Origin of the sequence: Cryobacterium sp. PH31-O1 (assembly GCF_030063455.1) — a bacterium.
In the GTDB taxonomy this organism is placed as follows: domain Bacteria; phylum Actinomycetota; class Actinomycetes; order Actinomycetales; family Microbacteriaceae; genus Cryobacterium.
In genome coordinates, this window is the sequence record NZ_JASITB010000004.1 from 145758 (window position 1) to 161773 (window position 16016).

The 16016-nt window shown below is 63.0% G+C and carries 13 protein-coding genes; 3 read left to right on the forward strand and 10 right to left on the reverse strand.

The features are described 5' to 3' along the window. Positions 1–39: 39 nt before the first annotated feature. From nrdE to QMK31_RS09965, 7 genes are all read right to left on the reverse strand, one after another. Positions 40–2145 (reverse strand): class 1b ribonucleoside-diphosphate reductase subunit alpha, encoded by a 2106-nt coding sequence (nrdE, locus tag QMK31_RS09935; protein WP_283501015.1) that lies wholly within the window; start codon positions 2143–2145, stop codon positions 40–42. 29 nt (positions 2146–2174) lie between these two features. Continuing rightward, a complete protein-coding gene (gene nrdI / locus QMK31_RS09940; protein ID WP_283500790.1) occupies positions 2175–2579 on the reverse strand; it encodes a class Ib ribonucleoside-diphosphate reductase assembly flavoprotein NrdI in 405 nt (134 codons plus the stop codon). Between the two features lie 59 nt (positions 2580–2638). After that, positions 2639–2872 carry a glutaredoxin-like protein NrdH gene (gene nrdH, locus QMK31_RS09945; RefSeq protein WP_283500791.1) on the reverse strand — a complete coding sequence of 78 codons (234 nt, stop codon included), beginning with the start codon at positions 2870–2872 and terminating at the stop codon, positions 2639–2641. Between the two features lie 496 nt (positions 2873–3368). Beyond that, positions 3369–4460 (reverse strand): substrate-binding domain-containing protein, encoded by a 1092-nt coding sequence (locus tag QMK31_RS09950; RefSeq protein ID WP_283500792.1) that lies wholly within the window; start codon positions 4458–4460, stop codon positions 3369–3371. Between the two features lie 80 nt (positions 4461–4540). Continuing rightward, positions 4541–5878 carry a multiple monosaccharide ABC transporter permease gene (gene mmsB, locus QMK31_RS09955; RefSeq protein WP_283500793.1) on the reverse strand — a complete coding sequence of 446 codons (1338 nt, stop codon included), beginning with the start codon at positions 5876–5878 and terminating at the stop codon, positions 4541–4543. After that, positions 5875–7425: a multiple monosaccharide ABC transporter ATP-binding protein gene (gene mmsA, locus QMK31_RS09960; protein WP_283500794.1), complete on the reverse strand. Its 1551-nt coding sequence runs from the start codon at positions 7423–7425 to the stop codon at positions 5875–5877. Before mmsA ends, mmsB begins: the two co-directional genes overlap by 4 nt. A gap of 84 nt (positions 7426–7509) precedes the next feature. Beyond that, positions 7510–8556 (reverse strand): LacI family DNA-binding transcriptional regulator, encoded by a 1047-nt coding sequence (locus tag QMK31_RS09965; RefSeq protein ID WP_283500795.1) that lies wholly within the window; start codon positions 8554–8556, stop codon positions 7510–7512. Between the two features lie 162 nt (positions 8557–8718). Between QMK31_RS09965 and QMK31_RS09970 the strand changes: the two genes are divergently transcribed. Beyond that, entirely contained in the window at positions 8719–9537 is an 819-nt protein-coding gene (locus QMK31_RS09970; protein WP_283500796.1) for a shikimate 5-dehydrogenase, read from the forward strand. 102 nt (positions 9538–9639) lie between these two features. On the opposite strand, the gene QMK31_RS09975 is transcribed toward QMK31_RS09970, so the two are convergent. Both QMK31_RS09975 and QMK31_RS09980 read right to left on the reverse strand, forming a co-directional pair. Then, complete coding sequence (locus QMK31_RS09975; RefSeq protein WP_283500797.1) at positions 9640–10791, reverse strand: cystathionine gamma-synthase; 1152 nt, start codon at positions 10789–10791, stop codon at positions 9640–9642. Positions 10792–10817: 26 nt separating this feature from the next. Beyond that, positions 10818–12182, reverse strand: coding sequence for a cystathionine beta-synthase (locus QMK31_RS09980; protein WP_283500798.1), 1365 nt, complete (start codon positions 12180–12182; stop codon positions 10818–10820). Positions 12183–12457: 275 nt separating this feature from the next. Here QMK31_RS09980 and QMK31_RS09985 point away from each other — a divergent pair, with 275 nt between their 5' ends. Together QMK31_RS09985 and QMK31_RS09990 are read left to right on the forward strand one after the other, a co-directional pair. Continuing rightward, entirely contained in the window at positions 12458–13156 is a 699-nt protein-coding gene (locus QMK31_RS09985; RefSeq protein WP_283500799.1) for a thioredoxin-like domain-containing protein, read from the forward strand. A gap of 14 nt (positions 13157–13170) precedes the next feature. Further along, complete coding sequence (locus QMK31_RS09990) at positions 13171–13875, forward strand: DUF305 domain-containing protein (protein ID WP_283500800.1); 705 nt, start codon at positions 13171–13173, stop codon at positions 13873–13875. Between the two features lie 131 nt (positions 13876–14006). Here QMK31_RS09990 and QMK31_RS09995 read toward each other — a convergent pair whose 3' ends face one another. Continuing rightward, positions 14007–15953 carry an ABC transporter ATP-binding protein gene (locus tag QMK31_RS09995; protein WP_502852992.1) on the reverse strand — a complete coding sequence of 649 codons (1947 nt, stop codon included), beginning with the start codon at positions 15951–15953 and terminating at the stop codon, positions 14007–14009. Positions 15954–16016 lie beyond the last annotated feature (63 nt).

The following is a 16016-nucleotide window of genomic DNA, read 5'->3' on the forward strand; positions in this document are numbered from 1 at the left end:
AGTCCTTCGTTCAAGTCGTGTAAAGAATGTTCAGCGAACTTAAAGCGCGCACGAGACGCAACCCTCGATTTCCGTCCCCTCCAGGGCCATCTGGCGCAGACGGATGTAATAGATGGTCTTAATGCCCTTTTTCCAGGCGTAGATCTGGGCCCGGTTGATGTCGCGGGTCGTTGCCGTGTCCTTGAAGAACAACGTGAGCGAGAGCCCCTGGTCAACGTGCTGGGTGGCCGCGGCGTAGACGTCGATAACCTTCTCGGCACCGATCTCGTAGGCGTCCTGATAGAACTCCAGGTTGTCGTTCGTCATGAACGGCGCGGGGTAGTACACGCGGCCCAGCTTGCCTTCCTTGCGAATCTCAATCTTCGCCGCGATCGGGTGAATCGACGCGGTCGAGTTGTTGATGTACGAGATAGAGCCGGTCGGCGGCACGGCCTGCAGGTTCTGGTTGTAGATACCGTGCTGCACAACGGATGCCTTCAGCTCGGCCCAGTCTGCCTGCGTTGGAATCGACACCCCGGCCTGCGCAAAGAGCTCGGCGCCGCGGGTCGTGGTCGGCTCCCAGACCTGGTCGGTGTACTTGTCGAAGAATGCACCAGAGGCGTAGGCGGAGTCTTCGAAGCCTTCAAAGGTGCGCCCGCGTTCGATCGCGATGGCGTTCGAGGCGCGCAGGGCGTGGAACAGCACCGTGTAGAAGTAGATGTTGGTGAAGTCGATGCTTTCGGCGCTGCCGTAGTAGACGCGCTCGCGGGCGAGGTAGCCGTGCAGGTTCATCTGGCCGAGGCCGATGGCGTGCGAGCGGTCGTTGCCGTCTTCGATCGAGCGCACCGAGCTGATGTGGCTCTGCTCTGACACCGCGTTCAAGCCGCGAATGGCGGCGTCGACGGTGCGGCCGAGGTCGCCGGAGTCCATCGCCAGGGCAATGTTCATCGACCCGAGGTTGCAGGAGATGTCCTTGCCGATCTCGTTGTACGACAGGTCTTCGTGGTACGTCGTCGGGGTGTTCACCTGCAAAATCTCGGAGCACAGGTTCGACATGTTGATGCGGCCCTGGATGGGGTTGGCCTTGTTCACCGTGTCTTCAAACATGATGTACGGGTAGCCCGACTCAAACTGAATCTCAGCGAGGGTCTGGAAGAACTCGCGCGCCTTCATCTTCGACTTCTTAATGCGAGGGTTGTCGACCATCTCGTGATACTTCTCGGTCACGGAGATATCAGCGAAGGGCATGCCGTAAACGCGCTCAACGTCGTAGGGCGAGAAGAGGTACATCCACTCGTCATTTTTAGCCAGCTCGAAGGTGATGTCGGGAATGACGACACCGAGCGAGAGGGTCTTGATGCGAATCTTCTCGTCGGCGTTCTCCCGCTTGGTGTCGAGAAAACGCATGATGTCGGGGTGGTGCGCGTGCAGGTACACGGCGCCGGCGCCCTGGCGGGCACCGAGCTGGTTGGCATAGCTAAAAGAGTCTTCAAGCAGCTTCATGACCGGGATGATGCCGCTGGACTGGTTCTCTATCTTCTTGATCGGGGCGCCGGCCTCACGAATGTTGCTGAGCAGCAGGGCCACGCCCCCGCCGCGCTTGGAAAGCTGCAGCGAAGAGTTGATGCCGCGGGAGATCGACTCCATGTTGTCTTCAATGCGCAGCAAAAAGCACGAGACGAGCTCGCCGCGCTGCGCCTTGCCGGAGTTCAAAAAGGTAGGGGTCGCCGGCTGAAAGCGACCAGCGATGATCTCTTCGACCAGGGCGACGGCGAGTTTTTCGTCTCCGGCAGCCAGGCCCAGCGCGGTCATCACGACGCGGTCTTCGAACCGCTCGAGGTACCGCTTGCCGTCGAAGGTCTTCAGCGTGTAGGAGGTGTAGTACTTGAACGCGCCGAGAAAGCTCTGAAAGCGAAACTTCTTGGAGTAAGCCAGGTCGTTCAGGCTTGTGATGAACTCGAACGAGTACTGGTCGAGTACGGCCTGCTCGTAGTATTCCTTCTCAACCAGGTAGTCGAGGCGCTCACGCAGCGAGTGAAAGAACACCGTGTTTTGGTTCACGTGTTGCAGAAAGAACTCGCGGGCGGCCTGGCGGTCTTTGTCGAACTGAATCTCTCCGTTCGGGCCGTACAGGTTGAGCATCGCGTTGAGCGAGTGGTAGTCCATGCCCAACGGTGCATCGATGGGCGTGACCTTCACGGCTGTTGTTTCCAAAATTCTTCCAATCCGTCGTGAACGATGCGCACATCATCCGGTGTTCCAAATACTTCAAAGCGATAGAGGTGAGGCACCTTGCACTTAGCGGCGATGATGTCGCCGGCCAGACAGTAGGCCGTACCGAAATTCATGTTGCCGGCGCCGATGACGCCGCGAATCAACGACCGATTGGTTTCGTTGTTCAAAAATTTGATGACCTGCTTGGGTACCGCCCCGCCCATACTGCCGCCGCCATAGGTGGGCACGCACAGCACGAACGGCTCCTCGGCGACGAGCGGCTCCTCGCGCGCGTGCAGAGGAATGCGCGCTGCCGACCGACCGAGCTTCTCGACGAACCGACGCGTGTTGCCCGAGGTGCTCGAGAAGTACACGATGTCAGTCATCTAGTGTGGCGTTTCTGGTCGGGCGACAGGTGGTTCGGGGTGTTGCGCGTTGATGGTGACTACGCGAGGCGAGCGGCGAGTGCGTTGATCTTGTCGGGGCGAAAGCCTGACCAATGTTCTTCGTCGGTGATCACGACGGGGGCCTGCAGGTACCCAAGGGCCTTGACGGCTTGCAGGGCGTTTTCGTCGACCGAGAGGTCGAGCACCTCGTACTCGATGCCCTTGTTGTCGAGGGCGCGGTAGGTGGCCGTGCACTGCACGCAGGAGGGCTTCGTGTAAACGGTGATTGCCATGGTTATGGCCTTTCTTCTTGGCAGTTCAGTCTAAATCCGTTCGACATACTTCGCAAGTATGTTCGATGAAACTCTGTGATAGCCCGCAAAAGTTCGTTAGTGATCGCGGTGCATACCATGGTGCAAAATGAGCAAGTGTGCTGTCTGGCCGTAGCGCCTGACTAGAGTTTCAATACTACATCTTGTGATCTCCCGGCTCAATAGCCACTACATGCAGTAATTACATTTGTGTAGTTATCCACCGAGATTCCACATGTTGCCCACAGCTCCACGATGAGAAACCGCCCGGATTCCGCGGAACTTCGGCCAGTTATCCACAGGCACGGTTCTCGACATTATTTTGCCTGTGGAATCGCTGGCGGCGTGTCGAGCCCGGCGGCCAGCGGGCATCCGCCGTTAACCGCAAAGCTGGCCGGGCGCGCAGAAACGGACCGGCCGCCACAGAAGGTGGAGACCGGCCCGTCGGGCGGTGCTGGCTAGCAGTGGATGCTGCGCGCTACTTGGTCAGCGGCGATAGCTTCGGGTCGCTGGCGTACGCCTCGGCCGCATTCTCCTTGGTGACGATGACCGGGGGGATCAGGTACGCCGGCACGATCTTGTTGCCGTTGTCGTAGGTGTCGTCGTTGGTCTCAGGAGTGCCGCCGGTCTGCAGCGCCTTGATCATGTCAATGGCCTGCGCAACGAGAAGACGGGTGTCCTTGTTGATGGTGGAGTACTGCTCTCCCGCCATGATCGACTTGACCGACTCCACTTCGGAGTCCTGACCGGTGACAACCGGAATGGGCTTGCCAGCCGCTTTCACCGAGGTGATGATGGCGCGGGCCAGGGTGTCGTTGGGCGAGAGCACCCCGTCGATTTCCTTGTCACCGTAGGTGCTGGTGAGCAGCGAGTCCATGCGGCTCTGGGCGTTTTCGGCCTTCCAGTCGGCCGTCGCGGTCTGCTTGATGTCGGTCTGACCGGAGGCGACGACGAGGGTTCCGTCGTCGATCTTCGGCTGCAGCACGCTCATCGCACCGTTGAAGAACACGGGCGCATTGGCGTCGGCGGAGTTGCCCGAGAACAGTTCGATGTTGTACGGTCCCTCGGGCTTCTGGGCTGCGAGACCATCGAGCAGCGCTTGCCCCTGGAGCTCGCCGACCTTGAAGTTGTCGAAGGCTACGTAGTAGTCGACGTCGTCGGTGTTCAGGATGAGGCGGTCATAGGCGATGACGATGGCACCGGCGTCGTGGGCGTCCTTGACCTGCGTGCCGAGCTGGCCGCCGTCCTGGGCTCCGACGATGATGACCTTGGCGCCGTTGGTGACCATGGCGGAGATCTGGTCCTGCTGGTCCTTGACCGTCGTCGACGCTCCGGCGTACTGCACGTCACCCTCGAATCCGGCCTCCTTGAGGCCGTCCTCGAAGAGTCCGCCGGCCAGCACCCAGTTCTCGCTCGTCTTCGAGGGAAGGGCGACGCCGATGACGGAGTCCGCCGCGAATCCGGCTGCCGCATCGCTGCCGCCGGCCGTCTCTGGCGCTCGGCTTGAGCAGCCGGAGAGCGCCATGAGCGCTACCGCGGCTACCGCTGTGACCGTGAGAATTTTTCGCATGTCAATCACTTTCTGTTTTGGGTTGTAGAGGATAGAGCGGGAAAATCGTCGCACCGGTGGCGTTCAAGGAACGCTGGCGTTCAATTCGTGGGGTTGTCCGCGGGCCGCGCCGAGGAGGGCGTGCCGGCATCCGGGAGCACCGCGGGGGGAGGTTGCGGCGGATCCGACACCCTGCGGTTGCGGGTGAGCAAACCGATGATCGACGGTCGACCCTGGCTCTTGTTCCAGACGTCCACGCCGACGGCAGCTAGAAGTACCATGCCCTTGATGATCTGCACCAGGTCGGAGCCCACGCCGAGCAGCTGCAGTCCGTTGTTCAGAACGGCCATGACCAGACCACCGACGATGGAACCAATCACTGTTCCAATGCCGCCTGACACCGCCGCGCCTCCGATGAAGACGGCCGCGATGGCGTCGAGTTCCCAGCTCAGGCCGTCTTGAGGGCCGGATGCCCCGGCGCGAGCCACGAAGATCATACCGGCCAGGGAGGCCAGGATCGACATGTTCATCATGACGAGAAAGTTGACCCGGCGGGAGTTGACACCGGAGAGTTCCGCAGCGAGCTTGTTGCCGCCAACCGCGTAGACATGGCGACCGACGATGGTGTTGCGGGTGACGAAGCTGTAGAACAGGACCAGCACACCGAGGATGATGCCCGACACCGGAAAACTCGTGCCAACCCGGCCACCGGCAAAGAGGAAGGTTGCGTAGATGACGACCGCGTCGAGCAGTCCGACCTTGAGTACGCTGCCCCAGAGTGGGGACATCTCGGAGTGCATTGTTTTCTGTACCTTGCGCGCCCGCCACTCACGAACGGCAATCGCGACGGCGATCAGAAAGCCCAGTACGAGCGTGAGGTTGTTGAATCCGGTGATCGGTCCCACTTCGGGGAGATAGCCGGCACCGATCAGGGTGAAGCCGTCCGGAACCGGCACGGTGTCGGCGTTGCCGATCAACTGGTTGCCGCCACGAAAGATGAGCATGCCGGCCAGCGTCACGATGAAGGCGGGAACACCGATGTAGGCCACCCAGAATCCCTGCCAGGCGCCGATCAGCGCGCCGACGAAGAGGCCAAAAAGTATGGCGAGGGGCCAGGGAAAGTTCCAGTCCGACATGGAGATGGCCACGACGATGCCGGAGAACGCCGCGACCGAACCGACCGACAGGTCGATATGGCCGGCGATGATCACCATGACCATGCCGATGGCAAGAATGAGAATGTAGGAGTACTGGCTGACCAGGTTGATCAGGTTGCCCGACGAGAGGGTGAGGCCGTCGGTCAGAAACTGGAACAGCAGGATTATGGCGATCAGGCTGAATAGGATTCCAAATTGACGCAGATTACCCTTGCCGCGGCCGAAGATCGACTTGCGACCTTCGTCTTTTTTCGTGTCGATCGGGGCCGTGTTGCTGCTCATATGCTGCGCACCTTCTTCTTGGCAGAGGTCATGCTTTTCATCAGGGATTCCGGGTCGGCATCGGCACCGTCAATGCAGTCGGTGATTGCGCCCTCGAAGATTGTGTAGATGCGGTCGGCCAGACCGAGCAGCTCCGGCAGCTCGGACGAGATCAGGATCACGCCCTTACCCTGGGCGGCGAGGGCCTGGATGATGCCGTAGATCTCGTATTTCGCCCCGACATCGATGCCTCGGGTGGGTTCATCCAGGATCAGGATGTCGGGGTCAGTGAACATCCACTTGGCCAGCACCACCTTTTGCTGGTTACCACCGGAAAGTTTGCTCACGCCCATGTCGACGTTGGGCGTCTTGATGCGCAGGTTTTTGCGGTACTCCTCGGCGATGGAGTATTCCTTGGCGTCGTTCACGACGGGGCCGGCGGAGATTTTCGAGAGCTTGGCCGAGACGATGGAGCGCTTGATGTCGTCGAGCAGATTGAGCCCGAGCGCCTTGCGGTCTTCACTCACGTACGCGAGACCGTGCTCGATGGCCTCGCCAACGTTGCGCAGCTCGATCTCCTTGCCGTCCTTGAAGATTTGGCCGGAGATGAAGTTGCCGTACGAGCGGCCGAAGATGCTCATGGCGAGCTCGGTGCGCCCGGCACCCATCAGCCCGGCGATGCCGACGATCTCGCCGGTGCGAACGGTCAGGTTGGATCCTTTCACGACCATCCGCTCTGACACCTGCGGGTGTTGCACGGTCCAGTCCCGCACCTCGAAGAACACCTCACCGATTTTCGGTGTTCGGTCGGGAAACCGGCTCTCCAGGCTGCGCCCGACCATGCCGCGAATGATGCGGTCTTCATTGACGCCGTCGGCGGCGATGTCGAGGGTCTCGATGGCCCGACCGTCGCGGATAATGGTGATGGAGTCGGCGATCTGTTCGATCTCGTTGAGCTTGTGCGAGATCATGATCGAGCTGATTCCCTTGCCCTTGAGCCCCCGAATGAGGTCGAGCAGGTGCTGGGAGTCGGCCTCGTTGAGCGCGGCGGTCGGCTCGTCGAGAATGAGCACCTTCACTGACTTGTTGAGGGCTTTGGCGATTTCAACCAGCTGCTGCTTGCCAACGCCGATGTTCTTGATCAGGGTGTCGGGGTCGTCGCGAAGACCGACCCGGGCGAGGAGCTCGTAGGCGGTGCGTTTGGCACCGACCCAGTCGATGGCGCCCCACTTGGTGGGCTCATTGCCCAAAAAGATGTTCTCGGTGATCGAGAGTTCAGGAATGAGGGCCAGTTCCTGATGGATGATGGCAATTCCGGCGGCTTCGCTCGACCGAATGTCCTTGAACCGCATCTCAGCGCCCTGAAAAATGATGTCACCCGAATATGAACCGTACGGGTATACCCCGGAGAGCACTTTCATGAGGGTGGACTTGCCGGCACCGTTCTCGCCGCAGATCGCGTGGATTTCTCCGGCCCTGACGGTGAGCGACACATTGGAGAGCGCTTTCACTCCCGGAAACTCCTTGGTGATGGAACGCATCTCCAAAATCACGTGCTCAACCGCCATTGGTTTGCTCCTCCGTCAGCGGCCATTGTGACCGTTCACATCGAAGTCTATGCTGGCCTCTGCGCCCAGTCATGTCAAGGGCCGTTAATAACGCTTAAGTAACGGCAGCCGAGAGACCGGCACCGGTCCGGTCGATCCACGCACAACCAACCGCGGAGCAATGGGGGCCGTTGGCACTTCCACACCCGTTCCCATCTCACGCAGGAGCGTCGCGAAGGCCAGACGGCCGATCCCGTCAAAGTCCTGATGCACCGTGGTGAGTGGTGGCCAGCTGTGGCTGGCCACCGGCACGTCGTCGAATCCAACGATGCTCACGTCGCCCGGAACGCTGAGCCTGGCGTCGTGCAAGGCGTGCAGCAGCCCCAATGCCATTTCGTCATTGGCCGCGAACACCGCCGAGAAGTCCCGAGAACGGAGCAGCTCCTGACCCGCGAAATACCCGAAGTCGGCGCTCCAGTCTCCGAGAATCGGCGGGTTGGTCATCAGGTCGGCGTCGTCGATCTCGAGCAGGAATCCGCGCATGCGCGCTTCCGCCTCGTTCCAGTCCTGCGGACCGGCCAGGTGAACGATCTCCCGGTGACCTAAATCGATGAGGTGTCGGGTCGCCATCCTGGCACCCAGAATCTGGTCGGCCGCGAGCGCCCGCAGGTCGTGTTTTCCGGTGGATTGCAGGCTGACGTATGGCACAGCGATATCCAGACGCTCGAGCACATCAAAGACTCGTTCCTGCGGCGCAATGATCACGAGGCCCTCAACCGCCTGGTCGAGAAGGTGCTCCAGGGCATCCTCGATCGCCGCCGGGTCGGCCACGCCCAGATTGGCGGTGTCGACGAAGTATCCCTGCCGCCTGGCGGCGTCCTCGATGGCAGCGACGCTTCGGGCCGGACCGTATTGGGCGCTCGACGCGGTCAGCACGCCGATGGTGCGGGACCGCCCCTTCGACAGCGCCCTGGCCGCCTGGTTCGGTCGGTATTGCAGCTCCTCCATCGCCTGGAGAATGCGGGCCTTCGTAGTTTCTCGAATGCTGGGGTGGTCGTTGAGCACGCGCGATACCGTCTGGTGGGATACCCCGGCGAGGCGCGCAACATCACGGATGCTGGGTGCGCGATCTTTGGGAAGATCTGCCGACATTGACAACCTTGCTCGCATGTGCACGGTCACAATTGTGAGCGCAGGTCCATTATGCTCCCCGGCCGGTTTTCCCGCGGACCCAGTTTTTGGGGCACCGTCTGGCCCGGCGTACGGCACCGAAGGTACGAGACGAAAACCGACGGAAGAGGCCACACTGTACGCATGCCCATTCTGAACAAAGACATGACCCTGTGCATTTCGTTGTCGGCCCGGCCGAGCAATCTGGGCACCCGGTTTCACAACTATCTCTATGAGGAGTTGGGCCTGAACTTCATCTACAAGGCGTTCGCTCCGACTAACCTGGCCGATGCGATTGCGGGCGTGCGCGGGTTGGGCATCCGCGGGTGTGCGGTGTCTATGCCCTACAAGGAAAACGTCATCGCGCTCATCGATGACATGGATGCGTCGGCGTCTGCTATCGACTCGGTCAATACGATCGTGAACGACAACGGCCATCTGACCGCCTACAACACCGACTATTCCGCCGTGCAACGGCTGTTGGCCGAGCACGAGGTGTCGAGCGGGTACTCGGTGATCCTGCGCGGCAGCGGAGGCATGGCAAAGGCCGTCGCCGCAGCCCTGCACGATGCCGGTTTCGCCCGCGGTACGATCGTGGCACGCAACGAGGTCACCGGCCGGGCCCTGGCCACGCTCTACGGCTACGACTGGGCGCCCGAGGTAGAAGGCCTCACCGCCGACCTGATCGTCAATGTCACTCCGATCGGCATGGCCGGCGGCGCCGCGGCCGAACCCACATCGTTTTCTCCCGCGGCGATCGAGGCGGCGAGCATGGTCTTTGACGTGGTGGCCTCGCCCGCCGAGACACCGCTCATTGTGGCGGCGCGGGCGCGCGGCAAGCCGGTCATCACTGGGGCTGAGGTTGTGGCCCTGCAGGCCGAGGAGCAGTTCTTTCTGTACACGGGCATCCGTCCCACCCCCGATCAGGTGCGACGGGCCTCCGCCTTCTCCCGGGCCCCCTGACCCGTGTTCTCTCTGGACGGGGCCCAGGCCCCGTCCCCGGGCCCAGTTTATAAACTGGGCCCACGTTCCGGGCCCGGGCCCCGTCCCAAAAGGCATGCCGGGTTAGGCGCGGGGCAGGGCGCTCTCGAGGTCGGCGATGAGGTCAGAGGCGTCTTCGATACCGACCGACAGGCGCACGATGTTATCGGGAACCTCCAGCTCGGTGCCGCGCACGGAGGCGTGCGTCATCTCGGAGGGGTAGTTCACGAGCGACTCGACCCCGCCGAGCGACTCGGCCAGCTGGAACAGGTGCATCGACTCGGCGAACAAGCGCGCAGCGGCCGCGCCGCCAGCGAACGCGACGGAAATCATGCCGCCGAAGCCCAACATCTGCTTTTTCGCCAACTCATGGCCGGGGTGGCCGGGCAGGCCCGGGTAGTAGACCTGCGAGATGGCGGGATGACCGTCGAGATACTCGGCGATCGCCTGGGCATTGCGGCAGTGGCGGTCCATGCGCACCGAGAGCGTCTTGATACCGCGCACGGTGAGCCAGGCGTCGAGTGGCGCCGAAACCGGGCCAGCCGCAAACTGCAGAAACTGGGCCTTCTCGTGCAGCTCGTCGTCGTTGATGATGAGAGCGCCGCCGAGCACGTCGGAGTGGCCGCCGAGGTACTTCGTGGTCGAGTGCACGACGACGTCAGCGCCGAATTCAAGCGGATGCTGCAGCGCCGGTGACGCAAAGGTGTTGTCGACGATCGCGACCACGCCGTGCCGGTGCGCGATCTCGGCGAGCGCCGCAATGTCGCTGATCTTCATGAGTGGGTTGCTCGGAGTCTCGACCCAGAGAATCTTCGTTTCCGGGCGAATCGCCGCCTCGACCGCCGCGAGGTCGCTCATCTCGACCGTGGTGTTCTGCACGCCCCAGGCGGCATGCACCTTGTTGATGAGGCGGTGGGTTCCGCCGTAAACGTCGTTGCCGAGCACAACGTGGTCGCCGGGTTTGAGGATGGCGCGAAGGATGGTGTCTTCCGCGGCGAGTCCGCTCGCGAATGAAAGGCCGTGCTTGCCGCCCTCGAGCGCGGCGAGCAGGGTCTCGAGCACGGTGCGGGTGGGGTTACCACCACGGCTGTACTCGTAGCCGCCACGCAGGTTGCCGATGCCGTCCTGCACGTAGGTGGAGGTCTGGTAGATCGGCGGGATGACGGCGCCGGTGGTCGGGTCGAATTCCTGGCCGGCGTGGATGGCGATCGTGTCGAACTTCGGGCTGTTGGCCATGGGTACTCCCTCGTTGAAAATGATGACTAGACGCTCAGGTAGCTGAGCAGGTCGTGCCGGGTGATAACACCGAGCGGCTTGCCGCCGTCGGTCACGAGCAGGGCGTCGTGTTCGGCGAAGGCGGCGCGCGCGGCGGCCACGGGTTCGTTGACGCCGATCAGCGTCAGCGCGTCGCCGACGATGGAGCCGACCCGGTCGGTGAGCTTGGCGTCTCCGGAGAAAACCAATCCCATCAGGGCACGCTCATCCACGGCTCCGAGCACCTCGCCCATAACGACGGGCGGCTTGGCGTTCAGTACCAGCAGCTGTGACACGCCCTGGCTGGTCATGGTTTCGATGGCATCGTGCACGGTGTCGCTCGGGTGCACATAGACCAGTGCCGGCAGGCTGCCCGTCTTCGATTCCAGCAGGTTGGCGACCGTGTGACCGGCCGGTGCGTTGCTGAAACCGTAGCTGCGCATCCACCCGTCGTTGAAGATTTTGCCCAGATAGCCGCGACCGCCGTCGGGCAGCAGCACCACGATCGTGTCGTCAGGGCCGAGCTTCTCGGCCGCGCGCAGGGCAGCGACGACCGCCATTCCGCTCGAGCCACCCACGAGGATTCCCTCTTCGAGGGCGAGGCGGCGGGTCATGGCGAAGGAGTCGGCGTCGGAGACGGCGATGACCTCGTGCACGACGGTGGGGTCGTAAGCACCCGGCCAGAAGTCCTCGCCCACGCCCTCGACAAGGTAGGGGCGGCCGGTTCCTCCGGAGTAGACCGAGCCTTCGGGGTCGGCGCCGATGATGCGTACAGCGTCGTTCGATACCTCACGCAGATAGCGGCCGGTTCCGGTGATGGTGCCGCCGGTGCCGACACCCGCCACGAAGTGCGTCACTGTGCCGTCGGTATCGCGCCAGATCTCGGGACCGGTCGTCTCGTAGTGGCTGAGCGGTCCGTTCGGATTAAAATACTGATTGGGCTTGAAGGCGCCGGGAATATCGCGCGCCAGCCGGTCCGAGACGCTGTAATACGACTCGGGGTCCTCCGGGGCCACCGAGGTCGGCGTCACGACGATCTCGGCGCCATAGGCCGTGAGCACATTGCGCTTGTCTTCGCCCACCTTGTCTGGCAGCACAAACACGCACTTGTAACCGCGCTGTTGGGCCACCAGGGCCAGGCCGACGCCGGTGTTGCCCGAGGTGGGCTCCACGATTGTGCCTCCCGGTTTCAAGAGACCGTCGCGCTCGGCAGCATCGATGATTCGCACCGCGATGCGGTCCTTCGCCGAGCCGCCCGGGTTGAGGTATTCGAGCTTCACGAGCACCGTGGCGCTCACTCCAGCTGTGACCTTGTGCAGTTTGACCAGCGGGGTCTCCCCGATGAGGTCGAGGATGGTGTTTGCGATCTTCATGGAATTTCCTTCTGTCGAGCCGCGCGCTATCAGGCGGGAACGGCCTCGGATTGCACACCGGGCAGGTTACACGCTGGCTCGTTTGCGGCCGGTTACGAACGTGGAGGGTCGGCTAACGACAGCAGCAACACGATGAATAAACGGGCACAATTCCACTCTATCGGGCAGGCAGAGCCGGCGACCAGCCTGAGAAATAACTGTGAGAGCGACATCGGGGGAAGCTACAAGGGCCACTGATACGTTCGAATAGAAGCAGATCCAACAGAGAGGCCCTCGTGACCCCCCAGCCCGGCTCCCCCGCACGCACTCCAGCGAACACCGCGAAAGTGTCCATCAAGGAAGAACGCGCCGCGAAGCGCGCGAAAAAGCTGGAGGAATATCACCGCCAGCAAAAGCGCGGCAAGCGAAACCGGCTGATCGCAATCATCGGCGGCGCAGCGGCCGTGGTCGTCATCATTGCCCTCATCGCGACGGCATTCGTGCTCACCCCGAAGGCGGTCAACTATGCTGGCGGCGGCGCGGGCGATGCATCGACGATCGACGGGGTCGAAACCTTCAGTAACACCACTGGCCACGTCGAGACCGCCGTCACCTACGAGCAGACGCCGCCCGCCGGTGGCGAACACAACGCGGCTTGGCTCAACTGCGGCGTCTACGAGCAGGCCGTTCCCAACGAGAATGCCGTTCACTCGCTCGAGCACGGGGCCATCTGGGTCACTTATGACCCGTCCATCTCCGACGCCGAACTCGACCGGCTCAAAGCCGAACTGCCGTCGAGTTACATCGTGCTCTCGCCTTTTGAGGACATTCCCGCACCGATCGTGCTGAGCGGCTGGAACGCACAGTTGCAGGTTGACAGCGCCGACGACCCGCGCATCGCCGAATTCCTCACCGAGTTTTGGAAGAGCGTCAACGTGCCCGAAGACGGCGCGTCTTGCTCGGGCGCGATCGACGCGCCGGGCAAGGTTTCCTAGAACGCACGCGCACCGTGACTTCTGACAACGCGCAACCCACAGCGGATGCCCGCCGGCCGCAAGCGCGCCGCACGGTTCTGCGCGCCATCGTCGTCTCGGTGGTGGTCACGGCGCTCGTCATGGGCGCCGTGGCCTTTTCTGCGGGCCGGCTCAGTACCATCGTCGACGCCACCCCCGACACGACGAGTGCTGAGGCTGGCTTTACCCGGGACATGCAGGAGCACCACAACCAGGGTGTCGAACTCGCCCTGATCGTGCGCGATCTCACTCAGGATGGGCCCGTTCGGCTGCTCGCCTACGACATTGCGACCACGCAGGCCAAGCAGAGCGGGCAGATGTCGGGGTGGCTCGCCGTCTGGGGTCTGCCCCAGTTTGCGCCGGAACCATCCATGACCTGGATGACCCGACCCACTCTTGCTGGCGAGGGGCACGATTCGTCGCACACGGCCGACTCCGGCGCAGCCCACGTCGCCGGGGATCCGATGCCCGGTCTCGCGACCGCGGCGCAGATCGCGGCGCTCACCGCGGCATCCGGTATCGAAGCTGAACGGCAGTTTCTCGTCATTATGATCGCCCACCACCAGGGCGCGATCGAGATGGCGGAGGCCGTACTGGACCGCAGCACGAATGCTACCGTGCAGGCCTTTGCCACCTCAGTGGTGCTGAGCCAGAAGTCCGAGATCGACCTGATGACCGGCATGCTCGCCGACCGCTCGTAACCCGCCACCGTCGATCTCGGGCCCACCTTACGTCCCCGGGCCCAGTTTATAGACCGGGCCCGGGGACGGGGCCCGGGCCCCGTCCAGAAATACGCCCGGGCACGGGGGCCGCGGAAAAGTCGCGCGGGGCGTTAGGGCGCGGGGAGTCGCTCGGCGGCTTCGGCAGCGACGGGGCTCGCGGTGATTTGGCGGGCGTACAGGCTCGCGTAGACGGCGCCGTGGGCGAGCAGCTCGGCGTGGGTACCTCGCTCGACGATGCGGCCGGCTTCGACGACGAAGATCACGTCGGCGCCGACGATCGTCGACAGGCGGTGGGCGATGGCGATGGTGGTACGACCGTGGCTGGCCGTGTCGAGCGCGGCCTGCACGACGCTCTCCGAGATGGAGTCGAGCGCGCTCGTGGCCTCGTCCAGAATGAGCACCGGCGGGTCCTTGAGCAGCACCCTGGCGATGGCGATGCGTTGCTTCTCGCCGCCGGAGAGCCGGTAGCCGCGCTCCCCCACCATCGTGTCGTACTTGTCGGGGAACGAGTCGATCGTGTCGTGAATGTTGGCGGCGCGCGCGGCCGTGACCAGTTCGTCATCCGTTGCTTCGGGCTTGGCGTAGCGCAGGTTCTCGGCGATCGTCGCGTGGAATAGGTAGGTCTCCTGGCTGACGATGCCAATGTGCGACACGAGCGACTCCTGCTGCAGGTCGCGCACGTCGACGCCGGAAAACAGCACCCGACCGGCCGAGGCCTCATAGAAACGCGGAATCAGATATGACACGGTGGTCTTGCCGGCGCCCGACGGGCCGACGAAGGCCGCGAACTGGCCCGGCTCGATTGTTAATGACACGTCGTCGAGGGTCGGACGCGCGTCACCGCCGGCATCCGGGTAGTTGAAACGCACGTGGTCGAATTCGACCCGACCTCGTTCGGAGCCGGCCGACGGCACCCGGGCGGCATCAGGCTTGTCACTGATCGCCGGCTTGAGGTCGAGGTACTCGAAGATGCGCGCGAACAACGCTGACGAGGTCTGCAGATCGAGCGCGACACGCATGAGCCCGAGCAGTGGAAAGATCAGGCGCGCCTGCACGGTCGTGAAGGCGACGATCGTGCCGGGCGTGACATCCGTGGTGCCGTTGAACATGAGCGCCCCGGCCACGAGATACACGATCGCGGGAATGGCCGACAGGAACACGCTCACCGTGGCAAAGAACCACTGGCCGCTCATCTGCTGGCTGACCTGCAGCCGCACCTGGTTGCGGTTCTCTTCGGCATACCGATCGATCTCGTTCTGCTGCCTGGTGAAACTCTTCGATAGCAGAATGCCAGAAACGCTCAGGGTCTCCTGGGTGATCGCCGTCATGTCCGACAGCGATTCCTGGGTTTTGCCGGCGATGCGTGCCCGCACCTGGCCCACCCGGCGCTGCGCGAACACCAGGATCGGCATCAGCACCACAGCCACGATGGTCAGCTGCCAATTCAGCAGCAGCATCGCAACGAAGGCGGCAATGACCGTGACCGTGTTGCCGAGGATGCTTGAGATGGTGTTGGTCAGCACCGTCGCGACGCCGCCGACATCGTTCTGCAGTCGCGACTGGATCACACCGGTCTTCGTTTTGGTGAAAAAGCTCAGCTCCATCGCCTGCAGGTGGGTGAACAGTCGCACCCGTAGGGCTCCCATCACCTTGTTGCCGACGGTGGCGGTGAGCCAGGTCTGCCAGACGCCGAGCAGGGCATTCACCAGGAAGACGCCGAGCATCATCGCCACCAGCACCCCGAGCACCGAAAGGTTCGGGGTACCCGCTGGCGGAAAGAGGCCGTCGTCGAAGGCGCGCTGAGTGAGCAGCGGCGGCACCACCGAGAGGGCGGCGCTGACCAGAACGAGCACGACGGTGATGCTGAGCGTGCTGCGGTGCGAAGCGAAGAGTGCGCCGATACGAGCCAGCAGGTGCGGGATGCGCGGGGCGAGCGCGTTCTCGGCGCGCTGCGCTGCGGCATCCGCTCCACTGACCCTCTTGCGCGGGCGCTCCACACCCGCTTGCTGACGCGAACCAGGGCCAGGGCCAGGGCCAGGGCCAGGGGCACCGTGCATTCCACTCATGCATTCACTCTAAACGTCACCACGCACCCGCCAGAACGGATGCCCGCGGCCGGC